This window comes from Streptomyces sp. NPDC001070, from assembly GCF_053598835.1.
The window spans coordinates 1-19,774 of the sequence record NZ_JBSFLB010000037.1 but is presented as its reverse complement, the minus strand read 5'-3'; the positions used below and the strand labels follow the sequence as shown (position 1 = coordinate 19,774).

Below are 19,774 nucleotides of genomic sequence, written 5' to 3'. Positions count from 1 at the left end.
AGCAAAGCTGTCACCTCCATCCCCAATATTCGAGCGAAGCTACGTCCACGATCTACGCACATCGCCCCACGCCTGTGAACTCTTACCAGGCGAGGCTCAGGTCCCATCCCAGAAATTTCGGTTAATTGCAGTTCGCCACTCAGTATAGTCCGGCAGATCCTCGGCGCCTCTACCAATCGTGGTTTGAATCATCCCAGGCACGCCCCTGATCGTAGCGAAACAGCTGGGACATATTCGAGTGCTAGACGCGATCCCGAGAAGTGTGTGCTCATCACCCAGGGCGCCAACAATTGTGGCTTCCGCATCGCCATCGCCGAATTTGTAAATTGCGCCATTCAGGTTCTTTGCGACCGAAGCCGGGAGGTCCGCCATGTGTGTAGCCACCCACTCTTCCGTCTGCCGAGTTGCACTATTCCAGACTCTCGCAACCGAAACGGTGGCCTTACCTTGACCGAGTCCGCCATATAGCGACCTAGCCCGGTCGTGGAGCCCTTGGATATCACCCTTAGAAACAGTGGGGCAATTGGTGTTGTGGACCAAGATCGGGACGCCGCCCGCCACCACATAGTACGTGTGGAGGCCGTCGATGGTGAGGTCGTAGGTGGTGCGGGTGGCGGTGTACGAGCGGACGTTGAGGATCTCGGTGGTGCTGCCGCTCGCGTTCTGGAGCTTGTGATGGGCCTTGAGGCCGGCGGCCTGGGTCCAGGCGTTGGTGGTGGCGTCGTAGAACTGGTGGTGCTTGGTCGTGTGGATGACCTTGGGGCCCGACTTGGTGGCGACGGTGATGTCGGTGAAGTCGCGGTCCGTCTTGGTGACGATCACCCGGTCGACCCGGTGGACCTCGTTCTTCGTCTCGGCGGGTGCGGCGTTCTTGACCAGGTCGCCGACCTTGATGGCGCTGATCGGCTTCGAGGCGCCGCTGGCGAGCAGGACTCGTGTGGCGGCAGTGAAGCTGTGTGGGACCGTCGTGCAGCCCGCCCCGGGGCGGCCCTGAGTTCCTCCCGGCTTGTCCTTCGCCGAACCGCGGCCTGCCACCGGTGGTTCGTCCTCGACGGGCGGCTTGGCTCCGGCCGACCGGGTGGCGCTGCCGGCCGTCGCCGCCTCGTCCCCGACGGTCGCCTCCACCGCGGCAGCGCTTCCGCCTGCGCCTGCGGCGATCCCCGCACCGATGACAGCTGATCCGCCCTCGGTGATGGCGGCGCCGATGACCCCGGCGATCGCGCCTTCGGTGCCCATCATCGCGGCGCCCTCGAGCATGGCTCCGCCGATGGCCCCGATGCAGGCGCCCGCGGTCAGGACCACGCAGGCGGCCGCACCGACCACCGCCAGACCCACGAGCGTTCCGACGATCGCCGTCTTGTGCTTCTTGACGAAGTTGCCCGCGGCTCTCTTGGCCCGCTTGAGCTGGTGGCCCAGGGCTTTACCGGCGCTCTTCGCGGCCTTGACCGCGGCGTGCCATTTCTTCTTGGCCGCCTTCAACTTCTTGTGCACATAGTGACGGGCACGGTGGTACTGGTGCGCGACGTAGTGGTACAGCCGCGGGTGCGAGTCGCGGATGTAGCGGACGGCCTTGCGCGCGTAGTGCTTCGCCGCGCCGACGACCCCGTGCTTCTTGACCTGGTGGGCGACCTTCTTGGCCGCGTGGTAGGTGCTCTTGGCCAGGTCCCAGCCGCGGTTCAGAGCGGCGTACGACCAGCTGTTGCTCCACGACGAGGACACCGCCTTGGTGGTGGAGTGCCAGGCGTGGGAGACCGCGTGGGTGAAGCTGGACCAGCCCCAGTGCCCGGTGGGATCGGTCGTGGTGAGGGGATTGTCGTCGGCGTAGGCGAAGCGGTCGGCGTTGACCGAGTCGGGGACGGGGTTGAGGCCGACGGTGTCACGAGAGGTGAACTGGCCGGTGTCGGGGTTGTACCAGCGGGCGGCCATGTCGACCTGGTCGGTGTCGGGGTCGGTCCATTCGGACTGGTACCCCAGGTGGCCCAGCATGCCCGAGCCGGCGACGATCTTGCCGAACGGGTCGTAGGTCGTCGATCCGGTCAGCGCGGATCCGCTGTCGGTGAACTGGCCGACCAGGTCGTCGTGCAGGTCGGTCATGGCCAGCACCTTGACGCCGGAGGCGTTGATGCCGAACAGCCCGCCGCCGGGGTCGCGGCTGTACGTCGTTCCCCCGTCGGAGGCCAGGTCGTTGCCGGTTCCTGTGTACACGAAGGACTGCTGGCTCAGTCCCCCGTTGGCGGTGAGTACGCGGTCCAGGCCGTCGTAGGTGTAGGCCACGGTCCCGGAGTTGACGACCCGGTTGAAGGCGTCCGCGACGGTGAGGCTGGTTTCGCTCTGCTCGTCGGTGGTGGAGCGCAGCGTTCCGCGGGCGGTGTAGGCGTAGCTGTTGTGCCCGTCGGAGGTCAGTTCGTTGCGGGCGTCGTAGGTGTAGGTGTCGCCGGCCGCCTGGGTACGGTTGCCTGAGGCGTCGTATCCGTAGGTGACGGTCGAGGCGCCGTTGTTCCACGACTTGAGGCGGTCGGCCCAGTCGTAGGTGTAGGTGCTGGTGCCGGCCCCCGCGACCCCGGTGGTGGTCTTGGAGGTCTCGTTGTCGTTCTGGTCGTAGTCGTAGGCGATCGACGCCTCGGTCGCGCCCGAGGGGCTGGAGAGGATGTCGGAGGTCAGCCGGTGCGCCCAGTCGTAGCCGAGCGCCCGGTGGGCCTTGCCGGTGCCGTAGGAGATGTCACTCGGCAGCGACATGAGGTTGTAGCTGATGGTCGCCGTCGACCCGGTCGCGGCGTCATTGACCGTCTTCAGCCGGCCCGCGGTGTCGTACCCGTAGTTCGAGGTGCCCGCCGCGTCGGTGCGCGCCGTCATCCGTCCGTCCCCGTCGTATGCGAAGGACGAGGCACCGGAGGGGCCGGCGGTGCTGAGCAGGTCGCCGCGGTCGTCGTAGCTGAACGTGTCGTCCGTGCCGGGCGCCGCCGACGACGTGATGTGTCCGGCGGCGTCGTAGCCGAAGGTGTGGTCGAGCGTCGCGGCTTCCGCGCCGGTTCCGCTCTGCCGGGTCAGCTGACCGACCTCGTCGTAGGTGTTGCTGACGGTCACACCGCCGGGTGACAGCTGCTGCGCCACTCGGCCGTCCGCGTCGTAGCCGGTGGTGAAGGTGCGGTCCGCGAGCGCCGGGTATGCGGGTGTTGAGGGCTCGATCAGCGACTCCGGCAGGTTCCACCGGTTGTAGGTGGTCAGGAAGTCGTGCCCCGCCACCGGGTTGCCGGTCGCGTCGACTCCGCGGCCGTCGGTGAAGCGGGTGCGGTTGCCGGCCGCGTCGTAGCCGAAGGAAGTGGTGATCGACTCGGACGCCGAGACCGGCTGGACCTCCTTGGTCACCATGCCGGTGGCGTCCAGCGTGAAGCGGGTGGTGTGGCGGTTTCCGTCCGTCGAGCTGATCATGTTGCCCGCCGGGTCGAACTCCGCGGAGGTGGTGCGCCGCACCATCCCCGTCGTGTCCGCCTCCGCGGTGCCGACCGGATTGCCGAACACGTCGTAGGTGGTGGAGGTCGAGGTGCCGTCCGGGTTGGTGACCTTGTTCTGCCGGCCCGCCAGGTCGTACCCGTACGTGGTGGGATTGTTCGCCCCGTCGGTGACCGTGGTCTGTTCCCCGGCGGCGTTGTATCCGAAGGACGTCGTCACTCCCGACGGGGAGACCGAGGAGGTCAGCCAGCCGTGCGGCGCGTCGTAGTGGTTGACCGTGGTGTAGGCGGCCTGCGAGGGCTTGCGCTCCACCTGCGTCGTGGTCTGCTCGCGGCCCAGATAGTCGTACGTGGCCTGCGTGGTCGCGCCCGTCGGGTCGGTCTCCGACAGCAGGTCGCCGTCGGTGTCGTACACCGAATGGGTGGTGCGGCCGCCCGGCAGGGTGGTGTCCACCTGGTCGCCGAGCTGGTCGTAGGTGTAGGTGGTGCGGTTCTGAAGCGCGTCGGTCTCGGCCGTGATCTGGCCGATGCTGTTGTACTCCGTCGACGTGGCAGGCGTGATCGGCGTGGCGGAACCGGGCGGGGTGTAGGAGGGCAGGGTCTGCGAGACCTGCTGGCCGAGCGGGTCGTAGCCGGTCGTGCTGACGTTCCCGTTCGGATCCTTGCTCTCGGCCGCCTCGCCGAAGGTGTTGTAGCCGGTGGAGGAGACCGGGTGCTGCGCCGAGACCGTCGTGGTCCCGGTCGCGGGATCCGCCGTCTCCACGTTCACGGTCGGCGCGACGACCTGCGACAGGTTGCCGGCCTCGTCGTAGGAGTAGGAGGTGACGTTGCCCTTCTCGTCCGAGGACCACGTCGCGAGCCCGCGCTGGTCAAGGTGCTGACGGGTGGTGCGGACGGTGGAACCGCTCGCCGGGAGCGTCCCGCCGTACAGGCTCGACACCTGCGAGGCGGTGAGGGCCTCGGAGTACACCTGCGCATCGGAGATCGATCCGTTGGCGTACTCGCTCCACGTGCCGCTGGACAGCTTGCGGGCGATGTCGAGGGTGCCGTCGGAGTTCCAGGGGGTCGTGAACGCCTTGGAGGAGGACAGGGCGCCGTTGACGTAGAGGTTGAACTGGCCCGCGGCGGCGTCGAAGACGCCGACGAGGTGGGTCCACTGGCCGACGACGGGGGTGCCGCCGTACGCCGCGGTCCAGGCGGCGGTGTCGGTGTCCGCGTTGTGGCCGCCGAAGGCCCAGTTCCCGGCTCCGGAGGAGTAGTAGAGCTGGAAGGCGCTGGTGTGGTCGCCGTTCTGGGAGACGAAGGTGGAGTTGGCCGCCGTGGAGGCGAGCTTGACCCACGCGGAGACGGTGAAGCCGACGGCGGTGTCCACCGCGGGACCGCTGGTCTCGGCGTAGGCGTTGGACGTGCCGTTGAACACGGCACTGCCGCCGTGGTCGGTGGACCACGTCACCGCGCTGCCGGTGGTCGCGGTGTTGGCGCCGCCGGACGAGTCGGCCGCGCTGGTGCCGGAGGTCTCGTTCAGCTTCCAGCGGCCGACGGGAGCGGTGGTGCCGTCGTGGGCCGTGCTGGAGGTGGAGTTGCCCAGGGCGTCGTAGGTGTAGGTCGTCGTCTCGGGGGTGCCGGTCGTGCCGCTGCGGGTGCTGGTGACGACGTGGTCGTCCGGGTCGTACGACACCGTGCTGGTCCGGGCCAGGCCCGCGGGGTCGAGGGTGGTGACGGTGGTCCGGTCGGCGGCGTCCACGGTGTAGGCGGTGGTGGTCGCACCGTTGTTGGACACCTGCTGGATCAGGTTCCCGGCCGCGTCGTAGGTGTTGGCCTGCTGCACGAAGGACTGGGGGTGCTGCGGGTCGGTCACCGCGTCGGTGCGGGTGACCGTGGCGACCTGACCGTCGTCGGTGTAGGTGTAGGAGGTCGTCCAGCCCATGGAGTCCGTCACCGAGGCGAGGCGGCCGGCCGGGTCGTAGGCCCGCGAGTCCAGGGTCAGGGTCCTGGCCGGCGACGGGTTGTCCGGGTCACCGGTGAAGTTCGGCTGAGTGGTGGTCAGCTGCCGTCCGAGGACGTCGAAGGTGTAGTCCGTCTCGTTGCCGACCGCGTCGACCTCGGAGACCACGTTGCCGTACACGTTGTAGCCGTATGTGGTGGTCTGCCGGGTCTTGACCGTGCCGTCGGCGTTGAAGGCCGCGACCTCGTCCTGCGTGTGCACGCGGTTGGCCGAGTCGTACGTCCACTCCGTGCGCCGCTTGCCGTCCCCACCGGTCAGGTCGCTGATCGTCTCGGCGGTCACATTGCCGTCGACGTCGCGGTCGGTGACCGTCTGCGCGGTGTGCACCGCGCCGGTGACGCGGTTGGTCACCGCGGGGTCGGTCTCCGTGGTGACCTGGTCGTCCTTGTCGTACGCGTACGACGTCACCAGGCCGGCCGGGTAGCTGTCGCTGATCTCCTTCTTCGACGTCAGCCGGCCGATGTTGTCGTACCCGTATCCGACCGACGCGCCGTTGGCATCGGTCTGCTGCGTCAGGTCGCCCTTGCTGTTGTAGGTGTACGACGTCACGGCGCCGCCGGGCGTCGTCGTCGACGCCAGCAGGTACGGGGGCGCGTTCCCGCCGCCGTCGGCCGGGGTGGTCGCGGTGGTGTACGTCGTGGACGAGGTACGGCCGGCCGGGAAGCCCGGCACCGGCGGCGTGGTCTCACCGGTCTGGTTGCCGTACTGGTCGTACGAGTAGGTCGTCAGATACCGGGTGTCCGTCGGACCCGAGGACCGCCCGTCCCTGCTGGTCAGCACCAGGTCGTTGCGCGGGTCCGGTGCCGGGTTCGCGGTGGTGTCGTCCGGATAGTAGGTGTAGTACTCCGTGGCGCAGGCGTTGGCCGCCTGGTTCTGGCAGGTCGTCTTCGACACCACGTTGCCCCGCACGTCGTGCCCGGTCGTCGTGGTGTTCCCGTTGGGGTCCGTCACCGTGTAGAGGAATCCGGAGGTGTCGTACCCGTAGGTGGTCCGTCCGCCCAGCGGGTCGGTCTGCGACAGGACCCGGCCGCCGTTGTCCACGTCGTAGCCATACGTGACGTACTTCGTCGACCCGTCCTGGGTCGGCACCTGCACCTTCACCGTGCGCACCGGCGCCACGCCCGAGGACGACTTGAACGCCGTCCACTCCTGCGACACCTGGGCCGTGGTCAGCCCCTGGTCGAAGAAGGCTACCTCGGCGATGGAGCCGTTGAAGTAGCTGATGTCCGACGGACTCTGGTACCAGCCCTTGGCGAAGCCGGCGCCGATATAGACGTGGGCGTTGTTCTGGTCGTTGGGGATGCCCGAGAAGGTGGCCTGCTGCACGCCGTCCACGTACATGGTCTGCGTGGACCCGGCGACGCTCAGCACCGCGTGGTGCCAGGCGTTGTTGTTCACCGTGCCGGTGGAGCTGAACGCCGTACCGCCGGAGCCGGAGACGCTCCAGAAGTGCCCGTGCAGCTTTCCGTCCGCACCGACGTACAGCACCGGATTCCACGAGCCCGTGGCCTGGGTCGCACCCGCGATCGGGTTCTGCTGGTCGCCGATCAGCACCCCGGAGACGGCGGTCTTGAACCACAGCGAGACGCTGCGGTCCTTCGTCGCGTGCAGCAGCGACGCGGGCACCTCGGCGAAGCTGGAGGTGCCGTTGAACGAGGCCGCCTTCACATCGGAGGAGCCGAACGGGCCGGCTGTGCCCAGCGTGACGTTGTTGTAGGAGCCGTAGCCGGTGTGGACCTCGTTCACCGCCTGCGCGGCGGCGGTCTCGGCCAGCCGCCAGTACCCGGAGGGGCCCGCGCCCAGTACCGCCGACCGGTACACCTGCGAGGAGCCGGTCACCGTCGGCGGGACGAGCTTCCACACGCCGCCGTTGTTGTCGGTCTCCTGGGAGATGGTGTCGTCGACCGGGTTGTAGACCACCGCGTTCTGGGTCTTGCCCGAAGGCAGGGTGATGGTCTGCAGCAGCTTCGCGCTCTGCTTCGCTGCCGTGTACTGGGAGCTGACAGCCGCGGCGTTCAGCGGCTGGTTGACGATGGAGGCCTCGGCGATCAGGCCGTTGAAGTGCCCGAGCTGATCGGCGGGCATGTCCGGCCAGCCCTGGGTGTCCAAGCCCGCGCCGAAGGAGACGTACGGCTGGTTCCAGCTCCACAGGTCGCCGGGCAGCGTGCCGACCGCCGCGCCGTCCAGGTACATCGACTGGGTGTTGCCGGCGCTGGTGAGTACCACCTGGTGCCAGGCGTTGTTGTTGACCGTGCCCGAGGACTGGATCGGGGCGCTGCAGGCGCCCATCCGGGCGAAGCAGCCGTGTAGCTTGCCGTTGGTGCCGATGTAGATCGCGGGGGTGTTGTACTTGGTGTGCGCGACCGGGTCGGAGTCGGTCAGCGGCTTGTCGCCGTAGTAGAACAGCACTCCGCCGGCCTGGCTGGTCTTGAACCACAGGGACACCGACGAGTACGTCCGCGTCGCTCCTGGCGTCGACGGGATGGAGACGTAGGAGGTGGTGCCGTTGAACGAGGCCGCCTTCGAGCCCGTGATCGGGCCCGCGGATCCCAACGACACGTTGTGGTAGGTGCCGTTCAGCTTGCCCTGGTTGTCGTCCACCGCGTCGGCGGCCGCCGTGCCCGAGGCCTCGCCCATCCGCCAGTACGCGAACGGATCCGCGTCGAGGACCAGCGTCCGGTAGTGCGAGCCGGTGGCATAGCCGTACGTCGTGCAGTGCGACCAGTCCGCCGGCGGGCACACCTGGGTCAGCGCGTCCCCGCTGTAGTCGTACTTCCACGTCTCGGCCGAGGGCCAGTCCCCGGCCGTCGTCGGGTCGGTGGCCACCGTCTGCACGTGCGGCACCGTCGTACCCGCCGGGGTGAACCAGCTCAGCGTGAGGGACCGGCCCGACACCTGCGAGGTGATCTTCGACAGCAGATGCGTGGTGCCGTCGTATGTGAAGTTCTCCGCCCGGCCCGCGTAGTCGGTGATCGAGGAGATCGCGTAGGCGCCCGAACGGCCCGGGATCGGCTGCTGGAAGACGTAAGCCGTGACGTCCTTGTCCACCAGTTTGTACCCGGCGGGGGACGTCGTCACGGTCAGCTGCGCCCAGCGCCCGGGCGGCGGGGTGAAGGAGCCGTCGGCGTTCTTGCCGAACCCGACCTGCGAGCCGTCGGGGTAGGTGACGTTGACCGATGTGACCGCGCCGGAGGCGTCCTTGACCTCGGCGGCCTCCATGTCGGCCACCGTCGACCAGCCGGCTCCGAAGGCGCCGTCGGCCCGCGGGTCCAGGCTGTTGTAGTTGCGCTCGATCGACAGGGACGGCCCGACCGTCTGCACGTCCGCGTCCGTGTCGGAGGTGGTGTAGTTCCCGACGCCCGGGTCGAAGTCGTGGCCGTCGGTGTTCTGGGACAGGCCCGAGGTCACCGCCGGCTGCGGCGTCACCGTCGCGAGCGCGCTCTGCTCCCACGGCGAGTACGCCACCCCGTCGTAGGCCCGCACCTGCCACAGGTAGCTGCCGGACCAGACCAGCTTCCCCGTCGGCACCTTCCAGTCGCCGCCGGCGATCAGCCCCGAGTCGGAGATCACCGTGCCGGTGGCCGAGTCCAGGACCTGGAACTGGTACTTGAGGGGATCGCCCGGGTAGTCGTCCGCGTCCGAACCGTAGGCGACGAGCTCCGGCCGCAGCGTGGTGGCGTTGTAGTTGTCCGGCGGGTAGGACGCGTCCACCTGCGGCACGGTGTTGGCCGCCAGGGTCAGGTCCAGGTACGGCTTGCGGGCGCTCTCGGTGGACTCGAACTGCTTCCAGTGCACCGTGTCGGTGGTCGTCGAGTACAGTGCGATGCCGTGGTTGCTTCCCGTGCCCGTGGAGATCGCGTTGAACCAGGTGCGGTCCAGGGGCATCGTCATCCACACGCCCTTGGTGCGGTCGCCACCGGTGTTCGTGCAGGCGGCCCCCGGGTCGGCCGTCAGCTGTCCGAGCAGGACGGGGTCCCAGTCCGGTCCGGGGTAGGAGGTGACGGCGGACGCGGACCACGAGCCGGTGACCGGCGAGGCGTAGAACGGCTGCGGGGTGCACGACGCCGCCCACACGTCGAACAGGTGAAGACTCGCCGCCGACACGTTCTGGTCCTGCACCATCGCGGTCAGGCCGGTCAGGTGCAGGAACGAGTTGGCGCTGTGCACGCCCGCGTCGTAGGAGCCGACCTTGAAGACGTCCTCGGTGGAGTGGTCACCGGTGTTCTGGGTCTCGGCGTAGGTGTCGTCGCTGATGGTCAGCGTCGGGTCCACCACGATCGGCCAGGTCCGCGCGGGGTCCTTGATCCACGAGGTGTCCGCGGTCACCTTCAGCGCCCAGCGGCCGCCCGACTTCGCCAGCGCGTACCGCACCGCCCGCGACGTGGCGTGCTCCCCCGACACCGGGTTCACGCTCGCGTCCTCCATGAACGCGTGCGGGATCCGCTGCACCACATGACCGGAGGCATCGGTGAACTCCACCGCGCCGTCCTCGGCCAGGGCCGGAGTCAGACCCTTGGTGCGCAGCGTGAACGACCACGAGGCCGGCGCGTCCGAGGAGGACAGCACCAGCTTCTCCTTCACGCCACCCGACTGAGGCACCAGCACGAGATCGGTGCTCGGCAGTACGCCCGCGTACCGGACGGCGCCGTCCTCGTCCGCGCGGCCCGGCACGTTCGCCACGCCGTCCAGGGAGTAGGACACCGCGTGGCCGGCGTCCGTGCCGACCGACGCCAGTTCGGGGTCGTCGGCGGTGGCGGCCAGCTCCACGCCCAGGTCGTTTGCCTTCTCCCGCCACCGGCCGCCCGCCGCCTTCACGGGCGTGGGGTCGATGGCGGTCCAGGTCCCTCCCGGGCGGCGGAAGTTGCTGCGGCCGAAGTACACGCGCCGGGTCTTCGTGCCGTCCGCGTTCTCGAAGACGTCCGAGGTCTCCGACGACTCATCCGCCACCCGTCGGCTGGTGGCGGCCTTGAAGCCGTCCCGGCCCTTGACCACCGCGGGACCCGTGGTGAACGTGTCCGTGTCGCGCAGGTGCCGCCGGTAGCCGGGCAGTTCGCCCTTGCCCCGGCCGGGCTTGCGGCCGCGTCCGCCCGCGCTGCGGGTGTCGGCCGAAGTCGCTTTGTGCGACAGCCCGTCCGCGAGCCCGCCCTTCTGCTTGGGAAGGTGCAGCGGCGAGGAATGCAGCCAGTCCAGCAGGTGCGCCATGTCCGGCATGCTCAGCGCCGGCAGCGTCACCCCCTGTGCCATGGCCTCCTCGGCGGTCGGCATCAGCGTCAGCACAACGCCGAGCACCAGCCCCACCGCGCGCACCACCCCGCGACGCGAGAGCACACGCAGCGGCCGGCCCGAACCCCGAGCCCGACGTGAAGACATGCGGAAACCCCCCGCGAACACGCTGTTGACATGACCGGAGCAGATCTTGCTGCCTCGCCAACAGCCGTGACCAGGAACCGCAGCGAACCTTTATTTGATCTTTAAGGACGCACTACTCGCGTGCGGGCGGCGGAATCTGACGTTATGTCAGCGGGTGACACGGCGTCCTGGCGTGCCTTCTCGCAGCCCGATAGCCGATGGCGGCAACGCGCCGGAGCACCCGGCCCGGCGTGCGGGGCACGGACTGCTCCGCCCCACGCACAAGGGCGCCGCTCACGTCCGCGATGCGGAACGGGCCAATTCGGTCAAGGTCCGGCTCACAGCTTCCCGTACCTGCTCGGCCCCACCCGCGGGCACCAGCGCAACCCCCGTGCCGGCCGGGCCGTCGCCGACCACCACGAAACGCACCGCCGCACGGGGCTTGCGGGCGACCGCGCGAACCGCCTTCACCTCGGCGCCTCCCACCCCCACAACCACCGAACACTGCTGCTCCACCAGCGAGTTCACATAGGGAACCGCGTTCCCCTCGGTATCGGGACCCATCACCTGAAGGAAGCTCACCCGGACCCGGGTACGAGCAGAGGCGTCCTGCATCCCCGCCCACACCGGTGCCGCCTGGGATCCCGGCACCACCCCGCGACCATCGGTCAGCAGGCACGCGTCGACATCCCGGTACGCCCGGGCCGTCGGCATCTCCTCCCTCTCACCGGACGGCCACCACCAGACCACCGCCCCCACAAGCAGCGCGGCGCCCACCCCCGCGCACACGGCCATCCAGGGCCGAAACCGCGTCCTGACCAACCCGGGTATCCCCAGCACCACCACACGCCCTTCCTGCCACGCACAGGGCCGGATCTCGTCCCCGCAAGCAACGGAGCATAGGCAACAACCCCACTCGCCCGAACACCACGCAGTGCGAAGCCGCAGGAACCACCGCCCTCAACGTGTGCACCTACGAGGGCGACACCCCGCTCTCCTGCGACACCTCGCCGTGGGACGGCAACCCCTACTACTGATCCCGCCGGCGGGAGGGACGCGTGCCGCCCCTCCCGCCGCCGCGATAGCAAACCCCGCCAGCCCCCGCCCCATCGCAAAGACCGAAGGCACTCACCCGCACGGGCGGCGTGCCGCAGAACCGCAGGACCGGCCCCTCCCACCGCGGCGTGCGGCTGACGCTGCCGGCCCGCCACGGGGGGAGCCGCCGAAGGCGCGCATCGGATGTGGCGGCTCCCCAGGCGGGGCGAAGACCCTCGCCACAATGCCCCGAGGTCACCGCCGGAGGGCGGCGACCGCGTCTGCCGCGGCCGCCGTCAGCGCTGTGCCGTCGCGCGTCTGCGAGGCCCAGGCGACATGGCCGTCCGGACGGATCAGCGCGGCGCGGAGCCCGTCCCACTCCGGGCGGCCGCCACCGGTTTCCTCCGCGACCACCGTCAACAGGCGGGGCGCGGGCGCGGTTTCCGTGAGGAAGGACGCGGCCTCCGCATCGGCCTTCGAGGCCATGAGCAGGAGGTACCGATCGGGGGCGAGAACCGAGAAAAGCCCCCGGCCGTCGGCAAGCCGGATGTCCGGCGCCCTGTGGCCGACCAGCGGATGGGCGTCGCCACGAGTCGGCGCATAGACGACCGCGAGCCCGGACACTTCCTTGGCCAACGACGAGGAGAACGAGGGCACATCGGCTACGGCGCGGTTCAGGACCGCTCGCAAGGCCAGCAGCTCCGGTGTGAAGTCGGTCATCAGCGCCGTCTGCGCGCGGACGAGTTCGACCAGTGCGACACCGGCGGCATGCCGCTCGTCGTGGTAGCTGTCCAGCAGGCCATCCGGCGCCCAGCCCCGGACGGTGGCCGCGAGCTTCCACCCCAGGTTCCAGGCATCCTGCAGGCCGACGTTCAAGCCCATGCCGCCGGCGGGGAAGATACGGTGGGCCGCGTCCCCGGCCAGCAGAACGCGTCCGCACCGGTACCGCTCCGCGAGCCGGTTGGCCGAGCCCGTCCTCGACACCCAGATGGGATCTCGCAGTCCGAAGTCCGACCCCGCTATGGCCGCCAGCCGGACACGCAGTTCCTCGGTCCCGGCACGCTCCGTCCAGTCCCCCTCGTCGGCGGCGCCGGCATTGACCCCACCGACACGGTGCACACCGTTGCCCATGGACACGATGAGCGCCTGACCCGCGACGCTGTTGCGCTGAAAGTACGGAACCCCCGGGGGATCATCGAGAGTGACATCGGCGACCCACGCGTACGCGGTGGACTCGGTCCCCGGGAAGGCAATGCCTACGGCTTTGCGGACCTCGCTGGCGGCGCCGTCACACCCGGCCAGGTAGTCGGCCTCCAGCATGTACGTCCCGGACGCGGTCTCCACCCGTGCCACCACGCCATCGTCGTCCTGGGTCAGGCCGGCGAAGCCGTGCCCGCGCCTGATGTCCACGCCCAGGCCCAGGGCGTACTGCTCGAGCAGTTCTTCGACCCTCGGCTGACCCAGCACCAGGATGTGCGGGAAGGGAGTGTCCAGCGTGCTGAAGTCGAGGCGGCGGTCGAGCAGACCGAAGTGCGAGTTCGGGATCTTCGCGCCCTCGTCGAGGAAGAGGTCGTCAACCCCGCGCGACGCCCATATCTCCATGGTGCGCGGATGAATGGTGAACCCCTTGGAGTGGGGAAACCGCTCCTCACGTCTTTCGAGAACCGTCACACCGACGCCCGCCAGGCGCAGCTCCGCCGCCAGCCACAGGCCGGTCGGACCCGCACCGACAACAACGACCTCTCCCATGCGTTCCTCCGCCAACGAGTCTTTCCCCGGGGCGCGGCCCGTTGACCCGAGCCCCGAAGTGGCCTGCCGGCCCGGACAGTAACAGAGACATGTACGTCGACCGGTCCTGACGATGGCAGCAACAAGGCTGCTGCAGTGGGCCGTTGGAGGCGGGCCGACGCTCCTGCTGCGCGACCACCGACGGTCTCGCGACATCGCCCAGCGCATCCCCGGCAACGCCGTCATGCACGTCTTCGGCTCCTCCGAGCGCCCAGAGGTCCGCCCCGGTGCGCCCCGCCTCGATGCCCGCAAACCGCTGCCACCGGTAATTCGCTGGCGCATCACGCGCGGGAAGGGGGAGGATCTGGCTGCCAAGGGCCGTGCAAAGGCCGTCCAGAGTGCACGAGCGTTACCCGTCACCCGGTCCACGCTCGCCGATCCACAGAGCGAGCCGCTATGCCCGTCTCCGGTTCCAGTCCGTCCGATACCCCCGCCGGGTACCCGTCATCGCTGCAGCCCCAGCCCGAAGTCCGCGTGGCGGCCGGTGCGCTGGGCGGTGGCCGGGAGGGGGGTGTGGCGGTCTTCCGGGGCATCCCGTTCGCCGAGCCGCCCCGCGGCGCACTCCGCTTCGCCGCGCCGCAACCGCCGCGCGGCTGGGACGGCGTACGGCCGGCCCTGTCGTACGGCCCGCCGCCCCCTCAGGCCGGCGTGTTCGGCGTGGGCGCCCTCGCACCGGACACGGCGGGCGAGGAGAGCTGGCTGACGGTCAACGTCTGGACACCCGAGCCGGACCCCGGCGCGGCGCTGCCGGTGATGGTGTGGATCCAGGGCGGCGGCTACACGATCGGCATGTCCAGCCTGCCCGAGTACGACGGCGCCCGCCTCGCACGCGACGGTGACGTCGTTGTGGTCACCTTCAACTACCGCGTCGGTATCGAGGGCTTCGCACAGATCCAGGGAGCGCCACCCAACCGGGGCCTGCTCGACCAGGTCGCCGCCCTGGAATGGGTCCGCGCCAACATCGGGGCCTTCGGCGGCGACCCGGACAACGTCACCATCTTCGGTGAATCGGCCGGCGGCGGATCCGTCGCCGCCCTGCTGGCCATGGACCGCGCCGCCGGGCTCTTCCGCCGGGCGGTGGCGCAGAGCGTGCCGGGCACATTCTTCTCGGCGGAACTCGCCGCCGACATCTGCGCAGCCTTCGCCGCCGAGCTGGGCCTGCGCCCCACCGCCACCGACCTGTCCACAGTGGCCCCGTCCCAGCTGCCCGCCGCCGGTGACGCCGTCGCCGCAAAGGCGGCCCAGTACACGGAGCGCTGGGGACCGGCCGCGCACCGCGGAATTCTGCTCGCGCCCGTCGTCGACGGCGACGTCCTCCCGGTCACCCCCTGGCAGGCCCTGGAAGGCGGCGCCGGACGGGGCGCCGACCTGCTCGTCGGTCACACCCGCCACGAGCAGCGACTGTTCACCGCCCTCGAAGGGCTCCTCGGCCAGGTGACCCACGAGCAGGCAGAAGCCGCACTCAGGGTCTTCGCGCCCACCCCGGACGGCCCGCGCCGCTACCGTGACGCGTTCCCGGCCGCCGGACCGGACGAGCTGTACGAACTCGTCCACTCCGACTGGCTTTTCCGCATGCCCAGCCTCCACCTCGCCCAGGCCCAGGCCACCGGCGGCGGCCGCGCCCACCTCTACGAACTGACCTGGCCCGCCCCGGGCATGGACGGTGCCCTCGGCGCCTGCCACGGCCTCGACGTGCCGCTCGTCTTCGGCAACCTGAACAGCGGACAACCCGCCCTGCTGATCGGCCAAACCTCCGCTCCGCAGGCCGAAGCGCTCTCCGCGCACATCCGCACCGCCTGGACGGCATTCGCCACCCACGGCGACCCCGGCTGGCCCCCGTACGACGCGGAACAACACCTCGTACAACTCTTCGACACCCAACCCGCCGTCACCGCCTACCCGGAAGAGGTCTCCCGCCTCCTATGGCAGGAGCACGCGTTCTCCGCCCTGCCACTGACCGGCCGCTAGTGCCCGGCCCGCCCAGTCCGTCCGGCTCATCAGCCACGACACTCCCCCGGCAACCAGAACCACACCGGCGCCGGCGCCGGCCTCGCCACGTCAGCTGCTGCAGGACCCACATCACCTGCCGCGCGTGGAGCTGGTCACCGTCACGTCGCGGCCCGGCAGGACCATGGCCCGCGCGCCCTGCCCGAGCAGGCGGCGATCCCCCTCACCGGGCTGGCGACCTCGCTGCACTGCCGACACCATCCCCCAGCTGCCCGCCGAATCGGCGCGGCGACTCGGCATCGCATCCCACCAGCTGCACGGTGGTGGAACCATGAGCGTCTTGCATTCGCCATCAGGGGGCATTGGGCCGTGAAGGTCGGACTGGCACGTGCCATGGCAGGCCAGTGGGTCGCCGAGTACGCCCGATCCCATGCCGGCTATCGGGGCGCATACTTCAGCGGCTCGACCGTCGGGCTGCCGAACGACGCCGAACTGCCTGCCTCCTCCGACGTCGACATCTGCGTCGTCACCGCCGCGGACAGCCCACCGGCCAAGCCGGGAAAACTCCGCCACCAAGGTGCCCTGCTGGAAATCAGTTACGTGCCCTGGGGCGAGCTCGCCTCCGCCGACGAGGTCCTCGCCTCCTACCACCTGGCCGGCTGCTTCCGCACCGACACAGTCATCGATGACCCCACCGGCCGTCTGCACGAACTGCACGCACACATCTCACCGCGGTTCGCCGATCTTCCCTGGGTCCGCCGCCGGTGCCAGGGGGCCCGCCATCGGGTCGAAGCCCGCCTCGCGGCGATCGACACCTCGGCACCGTTCCACGAGCAGGTGACCGCCTGGCTGTTCCCCACCGGTGTGACCTGCCACGTGCTTCTTGCCGCGGCCCTGCGCAACCCCACCGTCCGCCTGCGCTACCCGGCCGCACGCAAGGTCCTCGCCGACTACGGCCACCTCAACCTGTACCCCGATCTCCTCCGCCTCCTCGGCTGTTCACACCTGTCCGCGCGACGCGTCCAGCACCATCTGCACGAACTCGCCGCGACATTCGACGCCACCGCCCGGGTGGCGAAGACCCCGTTCCCCTTCAGCAGCGACATCACCCCCGCCGCACGGCCGATCGCCATCGACGGGAGCCAGACCCTCATCCGTGCAGGCGACCACCGTGAGGCGGTCTTCTGGATCACCGCGACCTTCGCCCGCTGCCACACCATCCTGGCCACCGACGCTCCCCACCTGCACGCCTCCCTCGTCCCGGCGTTCCAGGCAGCCGTCGGCGACCTCGGCATCAGCTCCAGCCACGACCTTCTGCACCGGGCCGAAGAAGTCACCCGGTTCCTGCCCCGGCTCTGGCAGACCACCGAGGACATCCTGATCAGCAACCCCGAGATCACCCACTAGCGAAACAGGGACATCGCCCGTCCAGGGAGCGCTGTCCGTTCTCGCCCACCCGGACGTGTCCGGAAGCATCGTCGGGCAGGCCGACTTCACCGGCAGTCCCACGGGCACCAAGGACGGTCACGGACACGGCACCCACGTGGCGTCCACGGTCCTCGGCAGCGGCGCCGCGTCCAAGGGGCTGCGCAAGGGCGTCGCCCCCGACGCCAAGCTGCTGGTCGGCAAGGTCTGCGACAGCAACGGGCAGTGCCCCGACGACGGGATCATCGCGGCCATGGACTGGGCCGCCCACTCCGGGGCCAAGGTCGTCAACCTGAGCCTCGGCGGTGACGCCACCGACGGGACCGACCCTATGAGCCAGGCGCTCAACGAGCTGAGCCGCACCACCGGGACCCTCTTCGTGGTCGCGGCGGGCAACAAGGGCCCCCGCAGCGAAACGGTGAGCAGCCCGGGCTCCGCCGACGAGGCGCTCACCGTGGCGGCGGTCGACAAGCAGGACCAGATGGCCGGTTTCTCCTCCCGTGGACCGGGCGTCGACATCGTCGCGGCACGCGCCGACGGCACGAGCATGGGCACGCCGGTGGACCAGTACTACACCACGGCCAGCGGGACCTCGATGGCCACACCCCATGTGGTCGGCGCCGCGGCCATCGTCGCCCAGCAGCAACGGGAGCTGACGGGTCGGCAGATCAAGGCGCTGCTGATGGACACCGCCACCGACCTGGGGCACGACATGTACGCCCAGGGAACCGGCCGAGTGGACCTCGCGACCGCAACCCGCGGATCGTCCCGAAGGGGAACCTGAACTTCGGCCGCCTGGCCTACCCGCACTCGCCGCTTACGAAGAAGATCACGTACACCAACCGCGGCGACGAGGCGACCACGTTGCATCTCTCGATGCCGGTCTCCTTCGCCGACGGCCGGCCTGCCGCGGCGGGCCTGTTCACCCTCAGCACGGACAAGGTGGTCGTCCCCGCGGGCGGGTCCGCCGAGGTGTCGGTGACGCTCGACGGCAGCGTGCTCGGCACCGAGGGGGCCTACGGCGGCTACAACGGGCTGCTGAGCGCCCGGGACGACTCGGGCGCGATACGGCTGAGCTTGGGGATTCACGGCTTCGTCGACGCCCCGGAGCTGAGCCCGTGCATGGGTGACGTGGTCGGCAGCAACCAGGCGGCCTGCCGCCCGGAGCCGCTGATCTTCCTGCGCTACGACTTCGATCTGGCCCTGGACAACACCGTCAAGGCCGGGGAGACCCACGAGATCACCGTCGTCGGCTACGCCGTGGCCCGCTTGCGAGGCGTCCTCACGACGTCCCCCCGCTCCCCCAAGCAAGTCGCACTCCTGCAGCCCGCGCGCCAGACGACGAGCAGGGCCTCAACTTCCCCTATTTCCAAGCACTTTCATGGCGTCAGCCTCCGTGAAAGAAACCTGTGAAGCAGAGGGCGAAAGCTCGCACCCCAAGGGTGCGGTCCATACTGCTCGATGGCTTCCGTACCGGTCCGCGGGGGCACAACAAGACTGCCCTGAGGGGCTCGATATGGGTGTTCGCAGACGACAAGCCCGCACATTGACTCGCGGGTAGGTACTATCCGGCAGCAACACCCGATACTCGAGGAAGCGGCTGTCGTGTCCAACAACACCATTCAGGACCGGTATGCGACGCGTCTCGCAGAGGACCTGGACAACAACGCCAACGAGCAGGAAAAGGTCCGCGTGCAGTTGGCGGAACTTCGGAGCCAGCTGGCTCAGCTCGAACAGGAACGGGCGTGGCTGACCCAACTGCAAGGAACGGTGGCCGGTGCGCCGATCGCGGCTGCGCCGGAGCAACCGGCAGGTGAAACGTCCGCTGCCGAACATGTCGGCAAGCCGCAGGTGGCGCCGTCGGTCCAGCCAGTGCCCCGTCCGCGCGGGCGGAAGACGCCGACCGGTGAGCCGGCGGCCCGCAAGGCTGAGAAGAAGAAGACCGCCCCCAAGGCGGGCAGGAAGCCGAAACCCGGCGGCTCACAATCGAGCACGGAGCCGACACTGCGCAGCCTGGTCGTCGACATACTGGCCGCGAGCAGCGAACCGCGCATGGTCAGCGAATTCGTCGATGCCCTGGCGAAGCAGCACCCCCATCGCGCCACACCGAGCGCTCCCGTGGTGCGCAACGCCTTGGAGTCGCTGGTCGCCAAGGGCCTCGCCGAACGTGCCCGCCAGCAAGGCAGCGTCTTCTACACCCCCGTCACGCCCCCGGTCGCCGACGCCGGCGACGTGTCCGAGGAAGCAGAGCCGGTCCCGGCTGGGACCTGACCTCGAAGCGCCTGTGGCAGCAGGTGGCACACCTCCTGCCACAGGCAAGCTCCGCGCCGATCCCTCCCCGCGCTGTCGCATGACATCAGGTGCCCACGAACACTCGCGGGGACCTGGCCTGCCACGGAAGGGCTGTCCGAACGCCATCCGCGCCTGCCCCAGCCGTGCGGCCATCACCAGGCCAACGGCTGAGAGAATCTCAAACACGGACTGGGCCCGGACCACCGCGAAAGCCGTTCCTGGCCGTCGAGGTCGGGGTGACCGCGCGCCCGTCGAGGACGGCCGCCGTGGTGGAACCCTGCGGTCCCCCGGGGACCCGGCCGGCCTCGTCTCACGGCTGTGACGACCGTGACGGCTGCCTATCCGTGGTCCGGACTTGGTTGGGCGGTCTGTTCGGAGGTTGTTCCGGATGTGGTGTGGAGGACTTCGCGGGCCTGTTCGGCGGCGCGGGTGATGCTTTCGCTGATGAAGTCGAGGAAGCGGGCGATGTTCTCCAGGCGGGCGG

At 69.6% G+C, this 19,774-nt stretch carries 8 protein-coding genes and 1 pseudogene; 5 read left to right on the top strand and 4 right to left on the bottom strand.

The annotated features are described in order from the left end of the window. Positions 1-96 precede the first annotated feature (96 nt). The 3 genes from ACWDAS_RS34310 to ACWDAS_RS34300 form a co-directional block, all read right to left on the bottom strand. Positions 97-10,764, bottom strand: a complete 10,668-nt coding sequence (locus tag ACWDAS_RS34310; RefSeq protein WP_450398694.1) for a LamG-like jellyroll fold domain-containing protein — start codon at positions 10,762-10,764, stop codon at positions 97-99. Between the two features lie 333 nt (positions 10,765-11,097). Then, a complete protein-coding gene (locus ACWDAS_RS34305; protein WP_450398692.1) occupies positions 11,098-11,649 on the bottom strand; it encodes a BMP family ABC transporter substrate-binding protein in 552 nt (183 codons plus the stop codon). Positions 11,650-12,093: 444 nt separating this feature from the next. Beyond that, on the bottom strand, positions 12,094-13,782 hold the full coding sequence (locus ACWDAS_RS34300; RefSeq protein WP_450398767.1) for an FAD-dependent monooxygenase: 1,689 nt from the start codon (positions 13,780-13,782) through the stop codon (positions 12,094-12,096). Between the two features lie 240 nt (positions 13,783-14,022). On the opposite strand from ACWDAS_RS34300, the gene ACWDAS_RS34295 reads away from it, so the two are divergent. From ACWDAS_RS34295 to ACWDAS_RS34275, 5 genes are all read left to right on the top strand, one after another. After that, positions 14,023-15,594 (top strand): carboxylesterase/lipase family protein, encoded by a 1,572-nt coding sequence (locus tag ACWDAS_RS34295; RefSeq protein ID WP_450398690.1) that lies wholly within the window; start codon positions 14,023-14,025, stop codon positions 15,592-15,594. Positions 15,595-15,942: 348 nt separating this feature from the next. Further along, positions 15,943-16,980: a hypothetical protein gene (locus tag ACWDAS_RS34290; RefSeq protein ID WP_450398688.1), complete on the top strand. Its 1,038-nt coding sequence runs from the start codon at positions 15,943-15,945 to the stop codon at positions 16,978-16,980. 55 nt (positions 16,981-17,035) lie between these two features. Beyond that, positions 17,036-17,782, top strand: coding sequence for a S8 family peptidase (locus ACWDAS_RS34285; protein WP_450398686.1), 747 nt, complete (start codon positions 17,036-17,038; stop codon positions 17,780-17,782). 92 nt (positions 17,783-17,874) lie between these two features. Then, the gene (locus ACWDAS_RS34280; RefSeq protein WP_450398684.1) at positions 17,875-18,411 is read left to right on the top strand and encodes a hypothetical protein; all 537 of its coding nucleotides are present in this window, start codon (positions 17,875-17,877) and stop codon (positions 18,409-18,411) included. Positions 18,412-18,603: 192 nt separating this feature from the next. Further along, positions 18,604-19,269, top strand: a complete 666-nt coding sequence (locus ACWDAS_RS34275) for a hypothetical protein (RefSeq protein WP_450398683.1) — start codon at positions 18,604-18,606, stop codon at positions 19,267-19,269. A 359-nt stretch (positions 19,270-19,628) separates the two neighbouring features. Here ACWDAS_RS34275 and ACWDAS_RS34270 read toward each other — a convergent pair. Beyond that, positions 19,629-19,774: pseudogene (locus ACWDAS_RS34270) on the bottom strand (MarR family transcriptional regulator); the annotation flags it as partial.

Coding starts and splice junctions, on each gene's coding strand:
- ACWDAS_RS34300 (WP_450398767.1), bottom strand. CDS start 13,782: ATGTCGCGAGACCGTCGGTGGTCGCGCAGCAGGAGCGTCGGCCCGCCT.
- ACWDAS_RS34295 (WP_450398690.1), top strand. CDS start 14,023: ATGCCCGTCTCCGGTTCCAGTCCGTCCGATACCCCCGCCGGGTACCCG.
- ACWDAS_RS34280 (WP_450398684.1), top strand. CDS start 17,875: ATGCCGGTCTCCTTCGCCGACGGCCGGCCTGCCGCGGCGGGCCTGTTC.